The sequence below is a fragment of the Flavobacterium sp. MFBS3-15 genome (assembly GCF_026107645.2).
Classification (GTDB): Bacteria; Bacteroidota; Bacteroidia; order Flavobacteriales; family Flavobacteriaceae; genus Flavobacterium.
Map to the genome: position 1 here is coordinate 41,750 of NZ_JAPCHV010000022.1, position 22,607 is coordinate 64,356.

The following is a 22,607-nucleotide window of genomic DNA, read 5'->3' on the forward strand; positions in this document are numbered from 1 at the left end:
GAAGCCTTAACGCCATGACAACCCAATTATAATGAACGGATATACACAGCTGCTTCGGCACATAAAACAAACCGGCCAGCCCCTGGTAAGCACCATTACGCAGGGCGACATAGCCGCACTGGACACTAATGACACCACCCTTTTCCCGCTGCTGCACGTATCGGTGGGCAATGCCACATTTCCTGCCGACGGCGTGGTGCGCTTCAGCGTAAAGATAGGGTGCTTCGACATTCGCGACAGCACCGGCGAACCCAATCCCGATGCCTACTATGACAATGACAACGAGATTGACAACCTGAACGCCACGCTGGCCATACTCAACAGGATATGGCTGCTGCTAAAGCGCGATACGGATGAAACCAACATATCAGTGTCAGGGATACCCGGACTGGAACAGTGCACCGAGTTTTCGCAAAACCTGCTTGACGGCTGGATCATGGCATTTGAGGTGGATACACCCAACATACTGATCAACCTGTGCGAATAAAGTAGCGGCTTAGTAATATCTAAAAAATTATTTACCACATAGGAACATAGGGTTCATAGCAATAAGCCCAGGAGGCATAATCGCACATAGATGAAGCGACGCTTCAACTATATGTGATTCGAACAGGGCTATAATCATCGTCCTGCCGGCTATGTACCTACGTGGTTAAATTCATTTGGACAGCAAGTTAAAAAACTAAAAAAATATGAGTATAAAAACACTATCACCGCATTATGTCGCCATACCCCTCACCAACCCGCTTACGGGCACTGTGTGCAGCAGCTACGAAATGCGCCTGTACATTTGGGAGGGCAGCAAGACCGCCGTGCCTGCCCAGCCCGCCTATACGATGACCAAGATCAATGCGGCGGGGGCACCGGGTACGGATAAAGTGAACATTGCCCGCATTGTAAACGATTTTATAGAATTTGCCTGTGTACCGCAGGCAGGGACCGTATTGGCTGACGGCAACAACCAGGTATGGGTAAAGCACGTGTGCTACTATGACGATGCCCCACAAACCCCTGCCCACCAGGAGGTAAATCTTGCCGTAAAAGGCTACGGCTATTTTGCCGAGGGCGAAAACCCGCAGCTGCCTGCCAATAAGGTACTGCTTTCGGGTGATGAGTTTAAAGTGAGCCGCAACGGACGCTTTGTATTCCCGGTTATGGTGGATGAGCCACCGGTACCCGAAAGGGTGCTTGTGGTGCAGGATTTTGTAAGGACATCGGGAATAAAATATACGGCTACGGTTACGGCTAATTTTCCGTATAACGATTCAGCGCTGTTTGTGAGGCCAGTAGGGAGTACGGAATGGGTTGCCGCAGGAAGTGCCGCTGCACCCGTTGTCCCCGCCACTATCGCTGCCCATGTTTTTGAGGTGATGGCTACGGCTTTCGATCCGGTAACATCAACCATTATCGAATCAAATATCTTTACCATAACAGCCTTAAAGATATATCTGGTAGACCCGGGAGACAACGGGCATTCCATCGCCGTATTCTTTCAGGCGAACATCCATGCTGCAAATTATGGACTTGAGATCTTCGGGCTTTCCGGGCCGGGATGGACCAATGTGTTTTCACAGCCCAATTCGCCGCTTCCGCATTCCTTTACCCCCACAGGCGCCTTTAAGGCGAGGGTGACGGCCAATGGCCATTATTCGAATGAAGCATCTTTTTCAATACCTCTTGCAGGCAATCTTTACATCCCTTAAGACATGAACATAACCGTAATATCCTATCCGCTACAACAGATAAATTATACCATAGAAGCCGAAAGGAGCTACCACGCCGGAAAAATGGTGAAATACCTGTGGGTGGATGTGGCCCAGGCCGTATCGGACGAATACATTGAAATAACATATAACGGTGTGGTAAAACGCTGCTGATTACGGATGAATGCCGCTATACGCCTATAGACATTGCCTTCCAAAACAGGGAAGGCGCGCTGCAGCTGTTCACCTTTTTCAAGGCGAAGAAAGATTCGGTAAGCATCGAGAGCGAAAATTTCGAGTCCAACCGTGCCATCGGCAGCCACCAGTTCATAAAATACAATGTGAACGCCAAAACGAAATTCACCGTAAACAGCGGCTTTGTAACCGAAGACAAGAACGAGGCCATCCGGCAGCTATTGTTGTCCGAAAGGGTATGGATGCTCAACGGAAATGAAGCCATCCCACTAAACGTTGCCACCAGCAGCCAGGAATTCAAAACCCGCCAAAACGACCGCCTGATCAATTACGCCATCGAGTTTGAGCACGCGTTTTATGAGAATAATACGGTGTAAAAGTCATAAAGTCATAAAGTCGGAAAGTTGCAAAGTAATAAAGTTTCGCTGCAGACCTCACCCCAAGTGTCACTCTTTCCAGTTAGTCCCCTCCCCGGCCCTCCCCCAAGGGGAGGGTGACGGGACGTAACACTCCTGCTGCAAATCAGATTGTCTTTAACGTATGGGTAAGTATGTTTGAGTGGTTGTCCATTCCTTTGTTTTGCCATTTTGGCTTTTATTCCCATGCCGAGAGATACTGGGGTGAGGTCTACAACAATAAGCACGTTCCCTCGGCACATTCCGTCACCCTCTCCTTTGGAGAGGGCCGGGGGAGAGGACTGAGTAGAGTAAGCACATAATCTCGGCACATCCTGGCTCCCCTCTCCTTTGGAGAGGGGTTGGGGGTGAGGTCTACAACCATAAGCACGTTCCCTCGGCGCATTCCGTCACCCTCTCCTTTGGAGAGGGCCGGGGAGAGGACTGACCAGAGTAAGCACGTTTCCTCGGCACATCCCGGCTCCCCTCTCCTTTGGAGAGGGGCTGGGGGTGAGGTCTACAGCATAAGCGCGTTCCTTCGGCACATTCCGTCCCCCCTCTCCTTTGGAGAGGGCCGGGGGAGAGGACTGACCAGAGTAAGCACGTTCCCTGTAAGCAATTCGTAACCAACGAAAGGATAAAAAATAAACCCAATGCTCAAAATATACATCGAAAACCAGCTCCTCGACCTGTACAAGGACGAACCCATAGAGCTCAACAGTTCCGTTGCCAATTCGGAGGACGTATCCAAACTGAATACCGACTATACCAAAACGTTTACCGTACCGGCCAGTGACAGGAACAATTACATTTTCAAGCACTTTTATAATGCCGACATCGACAATACCTTTGATGCCCGCACGAAAAAGGACTGTCGAATAGAACTGGACGGCATGCCTTTCCGTACCGGAAAAATGCGCCTGGAGAAAGTGGCGGTAAAAAACGGCCTGGCCAGTTCGTATACCATCAACTTTTGGGGCAACCTGGTCAACTTTAAGACACTGCTGAAGGAAGATACAATCAACAAGCTGCCGCTGTCGGGCCTCGACCATGTTTACAACTATACCAATGTAAGGGATGGCCTTATTAACGGGCTTTATGGCCGCGACATCATTTATACCTTATTAAGCCAGCGCAGGCAGTTCCTGTATAATTCGGACGATGGGGATGATACCGATACCGACAAGCTGGTTAACATCGCTTACAACAGCGAAGACAGGGGGATTGTGTGGAGCGACCTGAAACCGTCGGTACGCCTTATGGCCCTGATTGAAGCCATTGAGGCGAAATACGGCATTGCATTCAGCCGCGATTTCTTTGGGCGTAATGAGTTTAAGGAACTGTACCTGTGGCTTAACAATACCGAAGGCGAAGCGTATACCGAACAGGCGGTGAACTGGACATCGGGCAACGGCGAGACTTTTGGCTTCAGAAAGGCTACCGATAAATGGGAAGTGGAGGAATACGCCTCGTATGACAATATGCGCTACCGCATAAAAATTACCCCGCAGCCGGGTTATGAAAATGTGCCGTACCGCATCATCGTGAAAAACGGCAGTACCATACACCAGCAGGTTGATGCCACGGGAACATTTACCACATCGCTTACCGATGTGCCCGAGCCGCCCTTCAGCCTGCAGGTTTTTGTAGCCGCCGCTGCCATGTTTGAGTATGATGCCTATATACTGCTTCGCGGTGACCATACCGTGTTTGGCGGCCATTTGGACCGAGACCTCGATGCGAATATAAGTACCATCATCGATATGTTTACGGTTGCCCCTGCGCTTCCGGAAATGAAGGTGGTCGACTTCCTGAAAGGGTTGTTCAACATGTTCAAGCTGGTAGCCATACCTGATGAGCGCGGGAACATTTATGTGAACACCATTGACGATTATTACCGGCAGGGTACGGTGCACGACATTACCAAATGGGTGGATTGGGAAAAGTATGATGTGGAGAGGGCAAAGATATTCAGCACCATCAATTTTAAATACCAGGCGCCCACGACGATACTGAACATGCAGTTCCTGAAAAATACGGGCATAGCCTATGGCGATGAGCTGATGAGCCTTGCCGACGACGAGGGCGAACCATTGGACGGTGACGCGCTGGAACTGGAAATGCCCTTTGAAACCATTGTATTTGAAAGGCTGAAGGATCTTGCCACCAACGAGCAGGTGCCGGTACAGTACGGCCTGGTGCTGAACGATACCCTGGCCCCGGCCAACCCGAAAGGCGTGCTGTATTACAACAACAGGGTATCGGTAGCGGCCAGCCCCATATCAGTGATGGACAATGATGGCGACACGAACCGTATCAACACAACCATCAATACGCCGGGGCATACCCTGGGGCTGGATAACCCGTCGTTTTCCCTTCTTTGGGGCGTGGAATATTCTACGTGGAATGCCGCGGCGGTACAGGGCACGCTCTTTAAAAATTACTGGCAGTCGTACATCACCTCGATATTCAACATCAAGCGGCGCAACTTTAAGTTCAGGGCGATATTGCCGGCGTGGCTGCTCACGAAGCTGAAGCTGAATGATGTACTGTTCATAAAGGACCGGTACTACCGCGTGAATGATTTTACGGTAAACCTCACTACCCGCGAGACGAGCCTGAACCTGATCAATACCTTCGAGAACAACTTCGGGCTGTTTGCGCCGTCGCAGGATAAGGTTACGCTAAGCCATTTGGAACAGACGTATGGGCTTTATGTGTCCAACGGGGCGGTAATGAACATTGCTAAGGAAGACACCGGATACGGCACGGCATGGGCCGATGTGCACCAGGAGGGCTACAACCTCAGCATTTTTGTGAACGCGAATGCCACCGGCGAAACGCGGGCGATGTTCATAAATGTAAACAACGGGGCAGGCAGGGACTTCCAGGTTTACCTGGTACAAAACAGAAACGAAACCACACCAACAGAATGATAGCAGAAACCATAAAACTGCTGCAGTCGGCCAAATGGTACGGCTGTGGCCACACGATAGAGCGCGCCAAAGGCAAACACGCCCTGCCGGAGTCGTGGAAGGAAACAAAGGAAAAGATCCGGAGGTCGGCACACATGCAGGCCGCAGATGCAAAGGAGGAGAACAGGGAAAAATCTAAAAAAGTGATGAAATGGCTATCAGGGAGGAAATAAATTTTAGTGAATATAACACCAACATAAATCTTGCGATAAGCCAGACTACGATTTTTGCCCAGGCATCAGAACAGGCAGAAGACAAGAACAAAAATTTAGGACAGACACTTACAAAATTCGGCAATGATGTTTTAAAGACCGAATCGGTAATGAAAAGCCTTAATGAGCATACCCACGGTTATGCCACAAAGGTTAAGGAGGTAGTGGATGTTACCAAGCTGTTCATATCGGAACAAAAAACGGCGGCGTATGTACAAGGCTTTTTCAATGCTATAGTTGGTACTTCTACAGGCACATTAAAGCTTTTCAGGATGGCATTGGCAGGAACGGGTGTAGGTGCCATAGTCCTGGCCATAGGCTACCTGATTGGCAACTTTGAAAAAGTAAAGAATGCCGTACTGAACTTTATTCCGGGGCTTAGCATACTAGGAGATATTTTTGGTGGGATGATTAATTGGGTTACAGATTTTGTAGGAGCGACATCCGATGCATCGCGCGCCCTTGATGAACTTGAGGAGCAGGCACAGAAAGGGCTTAAAAGAGATGAGTTGGCATTTGAAAGCAATAGTGACCAATACGATGAATTCACAAAGCGAAAAATTAAGGCGAGCCTTGATTATCGTAATAAAGTGGGTGAGATAAACCGTGAGGAGAAGTTGTCAGTTGAAGAAAAAGAGCAGGCCATATCCGATGCGCATGCCAGAATGCTCAGGGATATTAATCAGGCCGATAAGGACAGCAAGGCAGAGCTAAACAACTTTCTTGACGGCTACAGGAAAAAGCAGGAAGAAGATGATGCTGATACCGCAATCAAGAGGATTGCGCTCGAAGAGAAAAGGGCATTGGCAGAATTGGACAGGATGAAAGCTACCGAAGCCCAAAAACAGGCAATAAGAGATTACTACCAGAGCAAGATAAATGACGAACAGGCAAACATAGATGCTGAAGAAAAACGAAAAGCGGCAGAAAAAGTAAAGGCAGCAAGGGAACAGGCCCGCCAGCGTAGTGAGGCTGTGAAAAAGATACTTGAAGACTATGATAAAAAGCAAAAGGACGCAGCTGCAAAGTCTGATATTGATAAAATTAACCTTGAGGAGACAAGGGCCCGTGATGAACTGAAAAGGCTGGGGGCGAAGAAAGACCAGGAGGCTAAAATCATTGCTTATTATGAAGGTTTGCGTACGCAGGCTTTGGAAAAAAGCAGAGATGAAGAACTGAAGATCCAAAAAGAAAAAGACGATGCGCTCAATGCACTTTCACTTACCAAAAAGAAATGGGAGATAGATAACAAAACAGACGTTTTTGAAAGACTGGCTGAGCAAAGGAAGTTTTTGGAAGAACAGTCTGCGCTTGAAATTAAAAAGCTGGAAAGCGACATTATGAATGCCCAACTGTCGTCTAAAGAACGTGCTGATGCTGAAATCAGGCTCGAAACTGTAAGGCAGGAACTTGAAAAGGGCAGGAAGGAAAATGATGATCAAAAAACTGAAGCGGAAAAAGCGGCGGAAGAAAATAAGAAAAAAGAGGAAGACGCCCAGCTAAAACGCGAAGAAGAACTCGCCCAAAAACGCATGGACTTTGGCTTTAGGGCATCGTCCTACTTGGCAGAACTTACGCACAAGAAGGCAGAGGGTGAAGACAAGCGTACCGATGAGGAGATAGAACGCGACCGTGCCAAGGCGCAGAACCAGATAAACATTGCAGGAAATACAGCCAAAATGCTCGCCGACATGGGGGGCAAAGGCGCGGAGTTTGCCAAGGGCGTGGCAGTATCGCAGGCCATTCAGGATACTTACAAGGGTGCCAATGCCGCCTACTCGAGCATGGCCACCATTCCGGTAGTGGGGCCTGCCCTGGGTGTTGCCGCAGCGGGTGTTGCCGTGGCATCGGGCCTCATGAACGTGAAGAAGATCCTCGCTACAAAATCCGTAGAGAAAAGTGCGCCCGGCGGTGGGGGCGGAGGTGCGGGTGCAGCCCCGGCAGCGCCATCATTCAACCTGGTGCAGGGTACCGGCGCCAACCAGATTGCCGAAGCCATAGGTGGGCAGAATACTCCCATACAGGCCTATGTGGTAAGCAGCAATGTGACCACCGCCCAAAGCCTGGACCGCAACATTGTAGAGCAGAGCAGCTTGTAGTTTTTAGTCGCAGTCACAGTCACAGTCGCAGATTTCAGTCACAGTTTTCAGACTTAGAGAATTTGTGTAATTCGTGTAATTGGTGGCAAAAAACCTTTCCCGTACAAAATCAAAACAAAATAGAACATTTCCATTATTACTAAAAGCATGACAATGAAAACCTACGAAGCACTATACGACCCTAAGACAGCCAAAGGCGTGTTCGGCATTTCGCTGGTAGAGCAGCCCGCCATGGAAGGCAATTTCATCGCGCTGTCTGATACCGAAGTGAAACTGAGCGTGGCCAATGAGGAGGAACGTATCCTGATCGGGCTGGTACTCGAACCTAACAAGCCCATTTACCGCAGCCAGGACGGGGAAGAGTTTTATGTAAACTTTTCGGAACGCACAATTAAGGATTTGGCCTTCGGTTTTTATAAGGGCGGTCACCAGCAGAGCAGCAGCCTGGAACACAGTGGTAAAATTGAGGGCGTAACCTTTGTGGAGAGCTGGATCATTGAGGACAGCGAAAACGACAAGTCGAAAGCGCTGGGGTTGTCATACCCCAAAGGAAGCTGGATGGCGACCATGAAGGTGGACAGCGACGAGATATGGAACAGGTATGTAAAGACCGGCAAGGTAAAAGGCTTTTCGATTGACGCATTGGTTTCCCTGAAAGAAGTGAATTTTAAAACCAATATAAAAATGAGTGATACAAAGAGAATTGCAGAGGCAATTAGGGACGTTTTCGAATCGGCGCTTGCCTTCGTAAAAAAAGGGCTGACCATTACCCTTGGTTCGGTAAAGACAACTGACGATGTGGTTATACATTATGATGGCGATACGCTGCAACCGGGCACAAATGTCTGGACGATTGAGAAAGTCGATACCGAAGTTCCGCTGCCGCCCGGCGAGTACATGCTGGAGGACAACAGGGTGCTCATCGTTACCAAAGCAGGCAAGGCCGGTGAGCTAAAGGCGGCTGAACCAACAGAAGAGAAAGAACCTGCAGCAGCCGTTGAAAGCGCCATAAGGGCGGCCATGCTGAAATACCATGCCGAACACAAAAAAGAGATCGATGCACTTAAGGCACAGATTATGGCGCTTTCGGCGGCACCGGCAGCAAAACCGATCAGGGCTACGCCGGAACAGGCTAAACCCAAAACAGCAAAACAGAGAATTTTTCAAGCAATCCAAAACCAGTAACAACGAATGGCTACAACAGTAACATCGACATCCAACTACTCCGGCAAAGACGCCGGGGCAATCATGGGCAAGGCATTTAAGGAAGCCGTTACCCTCGAATCGGGGTTTGTAACCCTTAACGAAAATGTAAATTATAAACTTAACCTGCGCAAAATAGAGCTCACCGGAGGCCGCAGGGAGTACACGTGCGGATTTGTACCGGCGGGTTCGATAGTGCTTTCTGAAAAAGTGCTGGAACCGAAGAAATTCAAGGACGACTTTGAGGTGTGCCTTGAGGACTTCCGCAACCAGTGGAACGACGGCGACCTGGGTGATTCAGCCTTTAACGACGGCGACATGAAAGTGGTGATGGATGCCATACTGGCCGAAAAGCTGGCACAGGAGGCAGAGGCCATCGATACCATGATATGGCAGGGTGATGCCACTAATGCCGATGAGTTTGACGGCTACCTGAAGCTGTTTGCCGATGATGCCGACATCATTACCGTAGACGGTATTGCCATTACCAAAGACAACGTGGAAGCCCAGCTGATGAGGGCGCTTAGCGAAGTGCCGACGGCCTTGCAGAAAAAGCCGATCAAGGTAGGCGTGGCTTCGAACATCGCGATCGCTTATTCGTTCCTGCTCATTTCCAAAGCGATTACCAATGGTGTAGCGAGCAATGCGAATACCGGCAGTGAGACAACGGAAATTAAGTTTGGCAAGTTTACCCTTGTGGAGCTTCCCGGCCTTCCGGACAACCACATGGTCATTGCCGAACCGAAGAACGTAGTATTTGGCACTGGCCTGAAAGCCGACTTCAACCATGTACACGTGGTGAATACCAACGAGACATTGCTTGACGGAAAAGTACGCGGTTCGCTGGTATACAATGCCGGCGTGGAGTATTATAACGGTGAGGAGATCGTTTGGTACAGGCCTGAATAGTTTCAGGAGGATTTAACCATATAGGTTCATAGCCATGCTTCTATGTGGTTAGATCAAATCTCAGAAAATCATTTTTAAAACAACAGCCGGATATCGGCACAAAAACCAAAATAAGCAATTATGGCATGTGACATCACATCAGGGAGGAAAGTACCGTGTAAAAACTCATTGGCCGGTACCTCAAAAGTATTTTTCATTAACCATGTAGAAAAACCATTTACCGTGGTTGACGGTGTAGCTACGGCAATCAACCCTTCAATCGATGCCGTATTCCAGTATGACCTTTCGGGCGAGGGTAATAGCCTGGCACAATCGATGGTGTCGGACAAGACTGCCGGGACTACCGTAAACACCCAAACGCTCACCCTTGCGTTGCAAAGGATAAGTAAGGAGGACAACCACCAGTTCAACCTGCTGGCCTATGGATTCCCAACGGTAGTAGTTAAGGACCGTAACGGCCTGTACCATGCCATTGGTACCTCTGAAGGTGTTGATTTTACCGTAGCCCCAACCACGGGCGCTGCCAAGGCCGACTTTAATGGCTACAACCTTACCGGTACGGCTACTGAAGGCGCATTGGCTCCTATACTAAGCGAAACTGCAGTAACGGCATTGCTGGCGCTGGTTTCGGAGGGTGAGGAAGAGTAGTCAGGCGACCCGACTACTTCAGGCCTGTAGGATCATCTGATCCTGCAGGTTTGTTTTTTGCAGCATGACCATCATGCAAAATTGAAACAAACTCCCTCTTCTTCATTATTATAATATGAACATACTAAACCCCAACCACACGACGCATAACCTGAAGATCATTCCCAGGTTTTATCCTGAAGGTGATGCCCTACTGGAACTCAACAATCCGGAGACAAAGACGACCGATACTTTCGCAGTCATCCCGGTAATGTCCGGAGGGTATATGTACCTCAGTTTTGAAGGTGTTTTGAAGGAAGGATCATTTCTCCGGGTAAAGCTTATGGCGGATGGTGAGGTAGTTTACCGCGGCAGGATATTCGTAACCGGGCAGGCTGACGATACACAGAATTATAAGACCACCAAAGACCTATTCATACTATGAGCGACGTAAAATTTTTATACCTCTCGGGTTACATCAGGCCCAAGCTTGAGGAAAACAAAACAAAGAACTGGGTGCTGAACGGCCGCGAAAACTCTTTTTACCAGTATATAATCGACAGGAATAACGGGAGTGTTACCAATGCCGCCATCAACAAATCGTATATCGACCTTATGTATGGGCATGGGCTTACTGCGACAGATTCGGAACAGAAAGAAAGCCAGTGGGCAGAAATCCAAAACCTGATAAAACCACAGGAACTAAAGAAAATCATAACCGATTTTCAGGTGTTTGGTGAAGCGGCACTGCAGGTGGTAAAGACACGGGACCGCAAAAAGGTGGCTGGCATATTCCACCTCCCCAAGCAGCTTGTAGTACCATCACTTGAGAATGAAGACGGTGAGATTGAGAGCTACTGGTACAGCAATAACTGGAAGCAGGTGTACAAAAACCCGCCGCAGGAGTTCAGCGCTTTTGGCACGTCTGAAGACGATATTGAAATTTATGTGATAAAGCCCTACACACCCGGCTGCAATTATTTTGGCGCGCCCGATTATATGGCAGGGCTTCAATATGCCGAAATGGAGGAAGAGATTTCCAATTTTTGCATCAACTCCATCAGGCAGGGGCTTACGGCGGGCTACATCATCAACTTTCCCGATGGCGAAGGGCTTACACCCGAGGAAAAGCTTGAGTTTGAGAGAAAGGTAAAGGAACAACTGACCGGTTCAACAAACGCACAAAAGTTTGTCGTATCCTTCCAAAGCAAAGATGCTGAAATTACGGTTGTTCCTTTTCCGGTAAACCAGCAACAGCACAAGCAATGGGACTTTTTGACAGAAGAAAGCCGCCAGCAAATCATGACAGCGCACAGGGTTGTGTCGCCAATGCTTTTCGGGATAAAGGACAACACAGGCTTTGGCAACAATGCCGATGAGCTCGATACTGCCGAGGTGCAATTGGTAAAAAGGGTGATTGCACCGAAACAGCAGTATATACTTGAGGCGCTGAAGAACATTCTGTTGGTTAACGGCATAACGCTGGACCTTCGCTTCAGGCCTCTGACAGAACCGCCTGCGGAAAAACAGGCGGTAACGTCGCCTGAGAAGAAAACGTTAACGATGGCACTTTCTGCACAAGCTCCTAAAACAGATGAAGCAGCGGCACCTATCAACTCAATAAATGAAGCCTTATGGAAATACTTTTAATACGTCCTTCGGAAATTGCGGCCTATACGCCCATGGGTGGCAATGTTGATGTGGACAAATACATTCCGTGCATTCTTGATGTTCAGGTTACGGTGCTTGAGCCGCTACTGGGCACAAAGCTTTATGAGAAAATAAAACAGGATTTTGCCGGTGAAAGCCTTCAAGGTAATTACGAAATGTTGTTCAACAGTTACATAAAGCCAATATTGCGTCACCAGGTATTTGCGGAATATGTAGAAATTGGCGGCTATACCGTGGCAAACGGCGGGATTTTTAAACATGCCCCTGATAATACGCAACCGGTAACAAGGGCAGATGTGCAATACCTCGCACAGACACAACGGGCCTAGGCACAAATGTACATTGAAAGGGCAGAAAAATGGTTAAGGGAAAACCCCTTGCCTGAATATCAGGGGAAATGTAGTAATCACATTAAAGTTTCCGGCGGATGGTTCCTATAACAGCAAACAGGAAAAGGCTGTGCAAAGCCACATTGGGCGGAATAAAAGCGGTTTACCTGGCACCTTACAGGAAGTTGCAACGCAGTGAAATAGTTTATGACGGCGTGAGCCTGCTGGAGTTTCCGGAAATGTTCTTTTACAAATTTGAACTTGCAGGCGGAGCGGCATTTACCCAGCAGCAGCTACAGAATGAAGGCGGTAAATACTATGAGATATCCTTATCGCTCACTTTCAACAGAATCACGGCTTTTGACAACATGCAGTTCCAAAAGCTTTTAAGGAAGGATTATTTCCTTGTAATACAGGATAGCAATGATAACTATTTCTTTGCCGGCTTCAGGAACGGGCTGACCGCTGAAAGCCTGAAAACCAGCAACACCCAATACACGATTGAATTTGCAGGGCAGGAGGAAGAATTGGCTCCCTTTGTGAATGCAATCATGGAGGATGCCATCAAGCCTGTAGAAGGTGTCAATTACATCTTCCAGGACGGGAAGGACTTTATATTTCAGGACGATAAAAATTACATATTTCAGTAATGGAAAATCAAAAACTTACACAACGGCCACAGGCCCCGGCCCTAACAGAGAATGCACTCATACACGTTGTAGAGCCATTCGATATATCGCAGGGCGCAGACGGCAGCAGCTATAAATTCCCTGCGGCCAACCTGTTCATGGCAGGTCAGGACAATATTGACATCAGGAAGTATGTCACGATTGGGGAGCAGGACAATCTAAATATCATTGTATCGAAAATAAATGCACTGCCACAATATGCAGTTAGCGAAAAGCAATCGGTATGGTTCATTGCAACGCAGGGCAACCGCTCGATCCCGGGCTTGTATTCGCCGGAAAGGGTGCTGAAGTTCAAGATGATGAACAAGGGTAAAGGTATTTACGGCCTTGGCGCTACCCAACTTACCGGCAATGATATTGAACTGGTGTATTCCAATGAGGAGGGATTGTCGGACATTGAAACGGATCCGGTAACAGACATTGTGAATTTCGGGGAACTCGACAGTGAGGAGCAGCATGTTTCGCAATGGCTCAACAGCCAGGCTTCAGAAATTGTGATACAGCCTCAAAATGAAGGGTATACGCTGTTTCAGGGAATGGTAGATATGCTGCCAACATCCTATCTGTGGATTGGGTCTCCGGGTGTATATGGCCTTGGTGAGCAGCAATCATCTTACGAGGATTTCCAGACACTTGATGACACGATTCCCCAGTATGATAACAATGCACCTTTCATCAGGAATGTAGGATTAATTGAAACACTGCCGGTTGCACAGGGATTGCGGGAAAAGTTAAACAGCCTTACTACCATTATTACTCCGATAGATACCCCGGTTTTGTTCACCTGCTATACGCTTGGCGAAACAGGAGCCGGTACGGCACACACTTTTCTTTTTCTCGGAGGGAAAGGGACTTGGGGGGCAGGCGGCAGCCATGTTTTTGGCGCAATGCTGTACCCTCTACTGGAAAAACCCATCAATACAGGTGAGATTGAAGATGATGACAGTACACAAATCATTCCGCTGGGTGAAGTTGAGGAAGGTGGTTTTTTAGAGGCAGCGAATGCCGAAGAGCATGACCTTACAGATATTGAGCATCAGTATTACTTCAGTTATTATGTAGGTGACGTGTTGTATTTGGCACTATTCACAAGTGCTCCGGGAATTTATGGCGGGGAGACAGGTGCTGACTTTATAGAATCGGACTTTGCGCAGGTTACTAATGGGAACATTACGGGCGTACCAACATTGCAGCAAGTTAATGCCGATGGAGGAGGTACTATTGACCCTCTTGTAGTGACAGGAGTAAATGGCAAGCTTGCCCATTTTTCTGACGGCATGGAGTTTTCCGGGACCGGAATGCATACACAGAAATCGACTTTTAAAGAAACAGCGCATGATTCTGTTTACAACCATCCGACTGATAAGGCGGGAGAGCAAACCTATGCGATGGTATCGGATTTAAGCTTGCAAAAAGTGCTTGAAGGGGGAAGTATTTCGGATATAAACAAAAATTTCAGTGTCCAAGTTAATCAATCCGGAGGAATTGGGGGTGGTTTTTCAATTATAGACGGCCTCATTACTATAGGTTCATCGGGAAATATTCAGATAGGTACAGGTGCTGACATCTATTTATCCTGTGTAGGAAACATAACATTAAGTTCTAGTGGTAATGTAAACGTTTCTAACCAACTTATCTTGAATTCCCCGCCATATAATGAAAATTCTGCAGTTACAAAATCATACGTCGACACTAATGCCGCTGCAAAAGCGGATCTTGAAGATGGAAAAGTACCTGATAATCAGTTGCCAACCAATATGGCACCCTGTAATTTCGGAAAAATCATTAAAATAGGTAAGGGGTTTACCATAAGCACTGAAGGAGTTGTAACGCCAAATTCAGGTTCTATGTCTTCGCACGAAAAGGGCGACCTTTTCAGGGGAGTTTCAGCCGGTGGGAAGTACATTCCTTACATGAGATACAACGGAATTGGCGATGTAAATGATTTTGCCAACCATCATTATGATCTTGAAATAAATGCACTGCTCCCGGATGAGCCGGGATATTTACTAATTGAATAATTAAATAATAATAAATGAAACAATTTTATTTCTATGTATTACTGCTAATAGGTAATATATGCATAGCGCAATCGGAAGTGACCAATTTAAAGATTAAAAGTGAGCCTGTAACACTTGACAACACCGAAACTGTTGATGTTTTGGTTCGTGAAAATACAGGGTCACAAAAAGGCACAGTGCGAAAAGTAAGCTGGCCTTATCTGACAAGTGTTTTAAGCAGTAACCTTATTCCTCTTACAGGCACAACAGCCGGAAATCCCATAACTGGAGATATAGAGTTTTCGGGATCGAGAAATCTTAAATGTAGTGTTGGTTCTTTGCTTTCAAAAATAAACATTTCAAATAATACTTTAGGGTTAACTGTACTTAATGGCTCAATGTATTCTGGTTTATATATGTTTCCTGAATCTTTACATCAGACAGTTTACAGTAGTGCTGGTTATACAACATTCACAATGGTAGGAAATGGTTTTAGTGTTTCCTCTAATGATTCATCAATTGGTTCAGGAGGAACTCTACAAATAAATTCTGATGGTGTCTCGTTTGGGTCGAATAATATTATAAGTAGAGGATTAATGGGAATTCAAGACTTTACAGCTAACATTACAGACTTGGATTTTACACAAAAAAAGTATGTAGATACAGCGTTACAGTCAGGGCTGTCCACAAGAATATCTAACGGAGGAAATTCATGGGGCATGCCAATAGTAATGGGAAGTAATGATGCCCAATCTGTATCGTTGAAGTTTAACAATTCAACTGTATTCATCATTACATCCACCAATACCTTAACGATTCCAAATGGTGGCGTTTTAGGTAATTCTGCAAGCGGTACAAGAGGTAATTTGGTTATGAGCACATCAACAGAAGGGGTAAGCATAAGGAGGAACAGCAGTGATGCCGGACCTGCCTTTGTAGCAATGAATCAAAATAGCGCAAGCACCGGAAACATTGCAAGTTTTAGTTCGAATATAGGTGGAACAACAATTGTAAGGTCGGGTATTACAAAATCGGGCAACCTCCACTTCCCCGCTTCTTCCAATGGCATTGTGCTTACTTCACCTGATGGGACGAAATATCTTGTTACGGTTTCCAATGGAGGAACTTTACAATCAACAGCAATAACAACACCGTAAAATAAATAGTATGGCTATAAAAAAATATCATGCCTTTAACAGGATGGCGCTTAAAACCCAAACCCCTGTTTGGGCTAAAAATATGTTCCGCATTACATTTATATTAACTTCTGCGATGGCTTTTTTTGTAGCAGGTACCAATCTGTTTTCCGAAAGCGTAAAATACGAGTCGGTTTTAGTGCTTAAAACCCTGGACGCAGTTATATATGGCCTTTCAAAAATGTTTGGTGTTGAAATAAGAGAAGAATAATATGGTGCACATAGTTGAATTTCAAAAAAAGTATGCCCTTAAACCGGATGGTATTATTGGGAAAGAAGTAATTAATAAGATGTGTGAGGTGTTTGGGATAAGCAATAATGCTCAAATCGCACATTTTTTAGCTAATGCAGATCACGAAACAGGAGGTTTTAAGACAGATACTGAAAACCTGAATTATAGTGCTAACAGACTTGTAAAAATATGGCCATCGCGTTTTGCAGGACCTGACATGAAGCCCAATGACCTTGCAAAAAAACTGGCAAACCACGCAGAAGCAATCGCCAATAATGTATATGCCGGCCGGATGGGCAATGGCAGTGAAAGTTCGGGTGACGGATGGAGATACCGCGGTCGTGGAGCGATACAGCTAACCGGGAAAAAGAATTACAAGCAATTCAGTGAATTTATGAATGATCGAAAAATCATGACAAATCCTGAAACTGTTGCAATGGCTTATTTCTGGCATAGTGCAGTTTTCTATTTTACTACTAACAAGCTGTGGGATAAAATGAAAGGATGTGAACCTTGTGATGTAAAGAACATAAGAAAGGCTGTAAACGGCGGGTACATCGGACTGGAGAACGTTCAGAAGAAGTTTTTATACTACCATAATCTTATACGTTTATGAAAGATTACTTACAATATGCTTTACTATTGATTCTCTGTGCCCTCCTTATAGCTTCATGCCGTGAATGTACCGGCAGAGGCCATATTATGGAAGTGAATCTGAATGCTATGAATGATACAATAAAGTATTTTAAAAATAGTATAGGTACATTAACTGCCAGTAAAACTACGATCCAATTAAGCAATTCTCAATTGAAAAGTGCCATCGCTGCAAAAGATAAAGAACTGTCACGCTTAATGGAAGAATTTTCTGAAATCAACAATATCGTAAAGAGCGAAGTACAGGTGAAAATTGACACCATTAAAGTTCCTTTTGTGGCAAAAGTGCCTTATAGTTTCACCCGTTCGGGAAAATTGAAAAACCGATGGTATGGGTTTGGATATGAGGTTAATGAAAATGGTTTCGTAGTTGACAGCTTGGCTGTTCCATTAGCATTATCTGTTATAACAGGTAAAAAAAGGAAATGGATTTTTGGTAAAGAAGTTTTATGTACGGATGTTACTATTGATAATCCGTATGTTCAAGTTAAAAACATTTATACTGCAGAGATACGAACAGGAATTCCGTGGTTTAAAAAATGGTATGTCTGGGCGGCACTTGGCTTTACAAGCGGCATATTTATATCAAAATAATTAAAAATTAATTATATCATTTTCGTATATTTTACGAAAACGCTATAGTTTAAGAAAGTATGTATGGTTAATGTATAGGTAAAGCTGTCAGATAATTACTGTAATCATATAAATGTATAGTTAATATATAACTAAAAAATATCTATATAATAAATAATTAAGATTATTTTAGCGAAAAATATATTTTATATGGATAAAAATTATAAAAAACACATTTATGTTATTTTAATATTTATTTGTGTTCTAACGAACGGTTTTGGTAGTACTCATGTAACTGATGTTAATTCTAAAATTATCGCTGGATGTTCAGGGACAAGTACAACTGCTATAGAAGGATCTTTTACAACTGGGTATACTTATAATTTTGAAACCCAAGGCACAAATGTTGTTGTTACAGCAACACTTCTTGACGATAAATCAGGCGTCGTTGCATATTTGTGGAGGCAGCCTCCATTATTTTCTGAAAATCAAATGATTTGGGTTACAGGTAAAACATTTACTTATACTCTAACTGGGCAAACATCTGGAACCACACTTCATTATGCAATAAAATTTGCATATGCTGGTGGTATGTCTGTAACACAATATATCAGTTATGTAGTAGGTGATAACTGCTCTGCAACACCTGCTGACATACAAGCACCTACCGGCTTTACTGCGGTTAGCGGAACAGTTGCTTCTACATCGGCGGAATTGTTGCTTAATGCCTCTGATGATTCAGGTTCTGTAATCTATACTATCACTTATGGTGCTTTTTCGACTACCGCTACAGGTTCTTCGGGAGTTCAAAAATCGGTTATCATTAATAATCTTATTCCTGAAACAGCCTATAGCTTTAGCGTGACAGCAAAAGATGCCGCTAATAACATGGCTGCTAACAATCCTTTGATAGTAAATGCAACAACCCTTGAAGATACCACAACTGCATGTGCCGGCACAAAAAACGGCGCTTCGGAAGGAGCTTTTTCAACGGGCTATAGTTATGTGTTCTCAACTACAGGAAATACAGTAAATGTATCGGTTACTTTGCTTGATACTGATAAGACAGGAGTTGTAGCCTACCTAAGAAAGCAAACCCCTTTTTCAGAAACCGGAATGACAAATGCAGGAGGTTTGACCTTTACAGGTAGTCTTACAGGACAAACTATTGGACAAACGATTGGCATTGCTGTTAAGTTTGCCTATGCTGGTGGTTTGTCGGTAACGCAATATATCAATTATGTGGTAGGAGAAAACTGTATTGGAGGAGAGGATGAAGACACAGAAGCCCCGACAGATTTCTCAGCAGATTTGGGTGACATTACATCGACTTCTGCGGAATTGCTGCTCAATGCCTCGGATGATTCAGGTTCAGTGATTTATGCAATTACCTACGGTTCCACTACGCTAACGGCAACAAGTTCATCCGGTATAGAGAAATTAGTTGTGATTAACAATCTCAGCCCCAACACAGCGTATGCCTTTAGCATTATAGCAAAGGATGCAGCAGAAAATGCAGCAGAAAATGGCCCGCTTACCGTGAACGCCACAACCCTGGTGGACACCAATACTGCCTGCTCAGGAACAAGCTCTGAAGCATTAGGGGCTACGCCATTCACAGCAGGCTATACCTATGATTTTGTAACTACCGGCAACAGTGTTGCCGTTACTTTTACCCTGCTCGATACAGATAAAGCCGGTGTTGTTGCCTATTTATGGAAAACGCCAAATTTCCAGGAAATGCTGATGACCAACACCTCAGGTCTTACCTTTACAAAAACGGTAGACGGGCTTACCATAGGGAACAGCTATAATTTTGCGGTAAAATTTGCTTATGCGGGTGGTCAGATTGAGACAAAATATTTCACTTACACGGTTGGTGACAATTGCGGTGAAGTTGTTGTTGATACAGAAGCCCCGACAGATTTCTCGGCAGATTTGGGTGTCGTTACATCGACTTCGGCGGAATTGCTGCTCAATGCCTCCGATGATTCAGGTTCAGTGATTTATGCAATTACCTATGGTTCCACTACGCTAACGGCAACAAGTTTGTCCGGTATAGAGAAATCAGTTGTGATTAACAATCTCAGCCCTAACACAGCGTATGCCTTTAGCATTATAGCAAAGGATGCAGCAGAAAATGCAGCAGAAAATGGCCCGCTTACCGTGAACGCCACAACCCTGGTGGACACCAATACTGCCTGCTCAGGAACAAGCTCTGAAGCATTGGGGGCAACGCCATTCACAGCAGGCTATACCTATGATTTTGTAACTACCGGCAATAGTGTTGCCGTTACTTTTACCCTGCTCGATACTGATAAAGCCGGTGTTGTTGCCTATTTATGGAAAACGCCAAATTTCCAGGAAATGCTGATGACCAACACCTCAGGTCTTACCTTTACAAAAACGGTGGACGGGCTTACCATAGGCAACAGCTATAATTTTGCGGTAAAATTTGCTTATGCAGGTGGTCAGATTGAGACAAAATATTTTACATACGAAGTTGGCGATAACTGCGATGCGGTTGAAGATATTGAACCGCCAATGGACTTTACGGCTCAAGTAGGAGAAGTGGGTTCAATGTCTGTTGAACTTTTGCTAAACGCTACAGATAATTCAGGAGAAGTTAGATATGATATTGTGTATGGCTCCAACAATTTATCTGTTATCGGCGGATCGGGTATCCAAAAATCGGTTGTTATTACCGGATTGAATGATAATACAGAATATAGTTTTAATATAAGTGCCAGTGATGAAGCCGGTAATGCTGCTTCTAACAACGCTGTTACCCTTAATGTCACAACGCCGGAACAGATTAATACGCAGTGTTCAGGAATTAGTACGCAAGCGCTTGATGGTAATTTTTCAACGGGTTACGTTTATGATTTTGAAACTGATGGCTCAAATGTTACAATTACATTTACACTTCTTGATGCCGATAAGAATGATGTAGGGGCTTATCTTTGGCAACAGATACCTTTTACTGAAACACCAATGATTAATGTTTCAGGTAAAACATTTACACTTACGCTTGCAAATCAGGTTCCTGGAACAACAATTACCTATGCTGTAAAGTTTGCTTTTGCCGGAGGACAGGCAATCACACAGTACTATACGTATTTGGTAGGGGACAATTGTGATGGTTCGCCTTTAAATTTTGTCACAACATGGAACGGTGGTTCATGGAGCAACGGAACTCCAGTATCAAATAATTATACAGCCGTTATTCAGGGTGATTTTAATTCTTCAGTTGACGGAGAAATTACAGCGAACTCTCTTTATGTAAACAGTGGTACCATAGTAGTTGCTTCGGGAGATAATTTTATAATTCAGGGAGCTGTTGAAGTTGACGATGAGGCATCTTTTACTTTGGAGCATAATGCCAACCTTATCCAGACAGATGATGTTGAAAATAACGCAATCATAAATGTAGAAAAGGACAGCGCCCCAATGTACAGGCTGGATTATGCTTTGTGGGGTTCGCCGGTGTCCGGGCAGATGCTTAAGGATTTTTCTCCACAAACCCTTAACAATAGGTTTTACACCTACAATCCGGTTACGGATGCCTACAGTTTGATCGCAAATCCGGCAAGTACAGCATTTGCTACTGGTAAGGGATATCTTATCCGCGTTGCGAATAACCATCCGGACTATGTAGATAACAGCATTGCACCCATACCATGGACAGGTACATTTACAGGAGCGCCAAATAATGGTGATATTGAAGTTTCGGTAATTCCTGCTTTCGACGCAGAAGATGATGACGACGACATTACAGGTTTTAATGCGATAAGCAATCCATATCCGTCCGCTATTAATATTGCAGAGTTCTTTGAAGAAAATCAGGGCAAACTAGCGACAACGACACCAATCTTCTTCTGGAGGAAAAAAAATGGTGCCGGCTCTTCAAGCTATTGTTCACTTACACTTGCAGGTTATAGTGCTAACTCGGGTAATGAATTCGGTGACAGCAGCAATGGCTTGTTTGCCAACCCGAACAACAGCGCGGACTGGGTGATAAATTCAGGGCAAGGCTTTATTGTAAAGGCAATTTCAGGTACTTTATTATTTAAAAACAGTATGCGAAAGGCAGTTAACAATGGCCAAATGTTCCGCAATGAAATGGACCAGGACATAACAAAATCACGCTTATGGTTAAATATAACCAATGTGGATGGATTATTTGGACAAACAATGATTGCGTATACTCCTAACACGTCCACGGGACTTGATTATGGTTGGGATGGAAGGGCGCTTACAGATGGAGATGTGGCTATTTATTCGGTTGCAGGAGATACAAAACTTGGAATTCAGGCAAGGGGTAATTTCGATGTTTCTGACGAGGTACCGGTAGAGTACAAAGTAACAGCAGCGGGTGACTATACAATCTCACTCGATCACTTTGATGGTTTGTTTGAGCAGGGGCAGGATATTTTCCTAAGGGATAACCTACTTGGAGTAACCCATAACCTGAAATTAGCGCCATACAGCTTTACATCTGATTTGGGCATAGCAACCGGCAGGTTTAATGTGGTATATGCCGAAGCGCTGAATACGGAGACGCCTGCGTTCGACAGCAATAGTCTCATAGTATACAAACAGGGCAATGCCATTAACATCAGCACTGGGGTTACTGGTATAAATTCCGTATCGGTATACGATGTGCATGGCAGGCTGCTGTACAGTGCTAAAAATATAAATGCTGCAACAGCTTCAATAACAACGTTGCAGGCACAGAGCCAAATGCTTATTGTACAGGTTGAAACCGACCAGGGTATAAAGGCAAGCCGTAAAATAGTTTTCTAGTTTTCACATTTTAGCAATTGAAAAGGGGCTGTCTCAAAAGTGAGGCAGCTCTAATTTTTTAAACAAATAAGGGAGCCCGAGGGCTCCCTATATTCTGCAAGTTTGTTAACTTGCGGTGTGTATAATAAATCAAAAGTAG

At 45.2% G+C, this 22,607-nt stretch carries 21 protein-coding genes; 20 read left to right on the forward strand and 1 reads right to left on the reverse strand.

Translation table 11 applies throughout. The annotated features are described in order from the left end of the window. The first annotated feature begins 31 nt into the window (after window positions 1-31). From OGH69_RS16640 to OGH69_RS16650, 3 genes are all read left to right on the forward strand, one after another. A complete protein-coding gene (locus tag OGH69_RS16640; RefSeq protein WP_265175622.1) occupies window positions 32-487 on the forward strand; it encodes a hypothetical protein in 456 nt (151 codons plus the stop codon). 205 nt (window positions 488-692) lie between these two features. Further along, on the forward strand, window positions 693-1,703 hold the full coding sequence (locus tag OGH69_RS16645) for a hypothetical protein (protein WP_265175623.1): 1,011 nt from the start codon (window positions 693-695) through the stop codon (window positions 1,701-1,703). Window positions 1,704-1,706: 3 nt separating this feature from the next. After that, window positions 1,707-1,877 (forward strand): hypothetical protein, encoded by a 171-nt coding sequence (locus OGH69_RS16650; protein ID WP_265175624.1) that lies wholly within the window; start codon window positions 1,707-1,709, stop codon window positions 1,875-1,877. 16 nt (window positions 1,878-1,893) lie between these two features. Here OGH69_RS16650 and OGH69_RS16655 read toward each other — a convergent pair whose 3' ends face one another. Next, window positions 1,894-2,034, reverse strand: a complete 141-nt coding sequence (locus OGH69_RS16655) for a hypothetical protein (protein ID WP_265175625.1) — start codon at window positions 2,032-2,034, stop codon at window positions 1,894-1,896. Window positions 2,035-2,044: 10 nt separating this feature from the next. On the opposite strand from OGH69_RS16655, the gene OGH69_RS16660 reads away from it, so the two are divergent. From OGH69_RS16660 to OGH69_RS16740, 17 genes are all read left to right on the forward strand, one after another. Then, window positions 2,045-2,275 (forward strand): hypothetical protein, encoded by a 231-nt coding sequence (locus OGH69_RS16660; protein ID WP_265175626.1) that lies wholly within the window; start codon window positions 2,045-2,047, stop codon window positions 2,273-2,275. Window positions 2,276-2,946: 671 nt separating this feature from the next. Then, window positions 2,947-5,229: a hypothetical protein gene (locus tag OGH69_RS16665; protein ID WP_265175627.1), complete on the forward strand. Its 2,283-nt coding sequence runs from the start codon at window positions 2,947-2,949 to the stop codon at window positions 5,227-5,229. Further along, entirely contained in the window at window positions 5,226-5,441 is a 216-nt protein-coding gene (locus OGH69_RS16670) for a hypothetical protein (RefSeq protein WP_265175628.1), read from the forward strand. The genes OGH69_RS16665 and OGH69_RS16670 overlap by 4 nt, the downstream gene beginning before the upstream one ends. Beyond that, a complete protein-coding gene (locus tag OGH69_RS16675; RefSeq protein ID WP_265175629.1) occupies window positions 5,420-7,579 on the forward strand; it encodes a hypothetical protein in 2,160 nt (719 codons plus the stop codon). The genes OGH69_RS16670 and OGH69_RS16675 overlap by 22 nt, the downstream gene beginning before the upstream one ends. 153 nt (window positions 7,580-7,732) lie before the next feature. Next, window positions 7,733-8,764: an XkdF-like putative serine protease domain-containing protein gene (locus OGH69_RS16680; RefSeq protein ID WP_265175630.1), complete on the forward strand. Its 1,032-nt coding sequence runs from the start codon at window positions 7,733-7,735 to the stop codon at window positions 8,762-8,764. A gap of 6 nt (window positions 8,765-8,770) precedes the next feature. After that, window positions 8,771-9,691: a hypothetical protein gene (locus OGH69_RS16685; protein WP_265175631.1), complete on the forward strand. Its 921-nt coding sequence runs from the start codon at window positions 8,771-8,773 to the stop codon at window positions 9,689-9,691. Between the two features lie 120 nt (window positions 9,692-9,811). Further along, window positions 9,812-10,339: a hypothetical protein gene (locus OGH69_RS16690; protein WP_265175632.1), complete on the forward strand. Its 528-nt coding sequence runs from the start codon at window positions 9,812-9,814 to the stop codon at window positions 10,337-10,339. A 115-nt stretch (window positions 10,340-10,454) separates the two neighbouring features. Beyond that, entirely contained in the window at window positions 10,455-10,763 is a 309-nt protein-coding gene (locus tag OGH69_RS16695; RefSeq protein ID WP_265175633.1) for a hypothetical protein, read from the forward strand. After that, window positions 10,760-11,968: a phage portal family protein gene (locus OGH69_RS16700; RefSeq protein ID WP_265175634.1), complete on the forward strand. Its 1,209-nt coding sequence runs from the start codon at window positions 10,760-10,762 to the stop codon at window positions 11,966-11,968. Before OGH69_RS16695 ends, OGH69_RS16700 begins: the two co-directional genes overlap by 4 nt. Beyond that, on the forward strand, window positions 11,953-12,318 hold the full coding sequence (locus OGH69_RS16705) for a DUF6712 family protein (protein WP_265175635.1): 366 nt from the start codon (window positions 11,953-11,955) through the stop codon (window positions 12,316-12,318). Before OGH69_RS16700 ends, OGH69_RS16705 begins: the two co-directional genes overlap by 16 nt. Window positions 12,319-12,416: 98 nt before the next feature. Beyond that, window positions 12,417-12,968, forward strand: a complete 552-nt coding sequence (locus tag OGH69_RS16710; RefSeq protein ID WP_265175636.1) for a hypothetical protein — start codon at window positions 12,417-12,419, stop codon at window positions 12,966-12,968. After that, entirely contained in the window at window positions 12,968-15,028 is a 2,061-nt protein-coding gene (locus OGH69_RS16715) for a hypothetical protein (protein ID WP_265175637.1), read from the forward strand. Before OGH69_RS16710 ends, OGH69_RS16715 begins: the two co-directional genes overlap by 1 nt. A gap of 14 nt (window positions 15,029-15,042) precedes the next feature. Continuing rightward, window positions 15,043-16,164 (forward strand): hypothetical protein, encoded by a 1,122-nt coding sequence (locus OGH69_RS16720; protein ID WP_265175638.1) that lies wholly within the window; start codon window positions 15,043-15,045, stop codon window positions 16,162-16,164. Between the two features lie 10 nt (window positions 16,165-16,174). Then, window positions 16,175-16,414 (forward strand): hypothetical protein, encoded by a 240-nt coding sequence (locus tag OGH69_RS16725; protein WP_265175639.1) that lies wholly within the window; start codon window positions 16,175-16,177, stop codon window positions 16,412-16,414. 1 nt (window position 16,415) lies between these two features. Then, window positions 16,416-17,051 carry a glycoside hydrolase family 19 protein gene (locus tag OGH69_RS16730; RefSeq protein ID WP_265175640.1) on the forward strand — a complete coding sequence of 212 codons (636 nt, stop codon included), beginning with the start codon at window positions 16,416-16,418 and terminating at the stop codon, window positions 17,049-17,051. Then, complete coding sequence (locus tag OGH69_RS16735; protein WP_265175641.1) at window positions 17,048-17,683, forward strand: hypothetical protein; 636 nt, start codon at window positions 17,048-17,050, stop codon at window positions 17,681-17,683. Before OGH69_RS16730 ends, OGH69_RS16735 begins: the two co-directional genes overlap by 4 nt. Window positions 17,684-18,253: 570 nt before the next feature. Next, window positions 18,254-22,468 (forward strand): T9SS sorting signal type C domain-containing protein, encoded by a 4,215-nt coding sequence (locus OGH69_RS16740; protein ID WP_265175642.1) that lies wholly within the window; start codon window positions 18,254-18,256, stop codon window positions 22,466-22,468. The last annotated feature ends 139 nt before the right edge of the window (window positions 22,469-22,607 follow it).

Coding starts and splice junctions, on each gene's coding strand:
- OGH69_RS16730 (WP_265175640.1), top strand. CDS start 16,416: ATGGTGCACATAGTTGAATTTCAAAAAAAGTATGCCCTTAAACCGGAT.
- OGH69_RS16665 (WP_265175627.1), top strand. CDS start 2,947: ATGCTCAAAATATACATCGAAAACCAGCTCCTCGACCTGTACAAGGAC.
- OGH69_RS16640 (WP_265175622.1), top strand. CDS start 32: ATGAACGGATATACACAGCTGCTTCGGCACATAAAACAAACCGGCCAG.
- OGH69_RS16720 (WP_265175638.1), top strand. CDS start 15,043: ATGAAACAATTTTATTTCTATGTATTACTGCTAATAGGTAATATATGC.
- OGH69_RS16710 (WP_265175636.1), top strand. CDS start 12,417: ATGGTTCCTATAACAGCAAACAGGAAAAGGCTGTGCAAAGCCACATTG.
- OGH69_RS16685 (WP_265175631.1), top strand. CDS start 8,771: ATGGCTACAACAGTAACATCGACATCCAACTACTCCGGCAAAGACGCC.
- OGH69_RS16655 (WP_265175625.1), bottom strand. CDS start 2,034: ATGAACTGGTGGCTGCCGATGGCACGGTTGGACTCGAAATTTTCGCTC.
- OGH69_RS16675 (WP_265175629.1), top strand. CDS start 5,420: ATGGCTATCAGGGAGGAAATAAATTTTAGTGAATATAACACCAACATA.
- OGH69_RS16670 (WP_265175628.1), top strand. CDS start 5,226: ATGATAGCAGAAACCATAAAACTGCTGCAGTCGGCCAAATGGTACGGC.
- OGH69_RS16740 (WP_265175642.1), top strand. CDS start 18,254: ATGTCTGTAACACAATATATCAGTTATGTAGTAGGTGATAACTGCTCT.
- OGH69_RS16700 (WP_265175634.1), top strand. CDS start 10,760: ATGAGCGACGTAAAATTTTTATACCTCTCGGGTTACATCAGGCCCAAG.
- OGH69_RS16650 (WP_265175624.1), top strand. CDS start 1,707: ATGAACATAACCGTAATATCCTATCCGCTACAACAGATAAATTATACC.
- OGH69_RS16645 (WP_265175623.1), top strand. CDS start 693: ATGAGTATAAAAACACTATCACCGCATTATGTCGCCATACCCCTCACC.
- OGH69_RS16735 (WP_265175641.1), top strand. CDS start 17,048: ATGAAAGATTACTTACAATATGCTTTACTATTGATTCTCTGTGCCCTC.
- OGH69_RS16680 (WP_265175630.1), top strand. CDS start 7,733: ATGAAAACCTACGAAGCACTATACGACCCTAAGACAGCCAAAGGCGTG.
- OGH69_RS16690 (WP_265175632.1), top strand. CDS start 9,812: ATGGCATGTGACATCACATCAGGGAGGAAAGTACCGTGTAAAAACTCA.
- OGH69_RS16705 (WP_265175635.1), top strand. CDS start 11,953: ATGGAAATACTTTTAATACGTCCTTCGGAAATTGCGGCCTATACGCCC.
- OGH69_RS16715 (WP_265175637.1), top strand. CDS start 12,968: ATGGAAAATCAAAAACTTACACAACGGCCACAGGCCCCGGCCCTAACA.
- OGH69_RS16725 (WP_265175639.1), top strand. CDS start 16,175: ATGGCTATAAAAAAATATCATGCCTTTAACAGGATGGCGCTTAAAACC.
- OGH69_RS16695 (WP_265175633.1), top strand. CDS start 10,455: ATGAACATACTAAACCCCAACCACACGACGCATAACCTGAAGATCATT.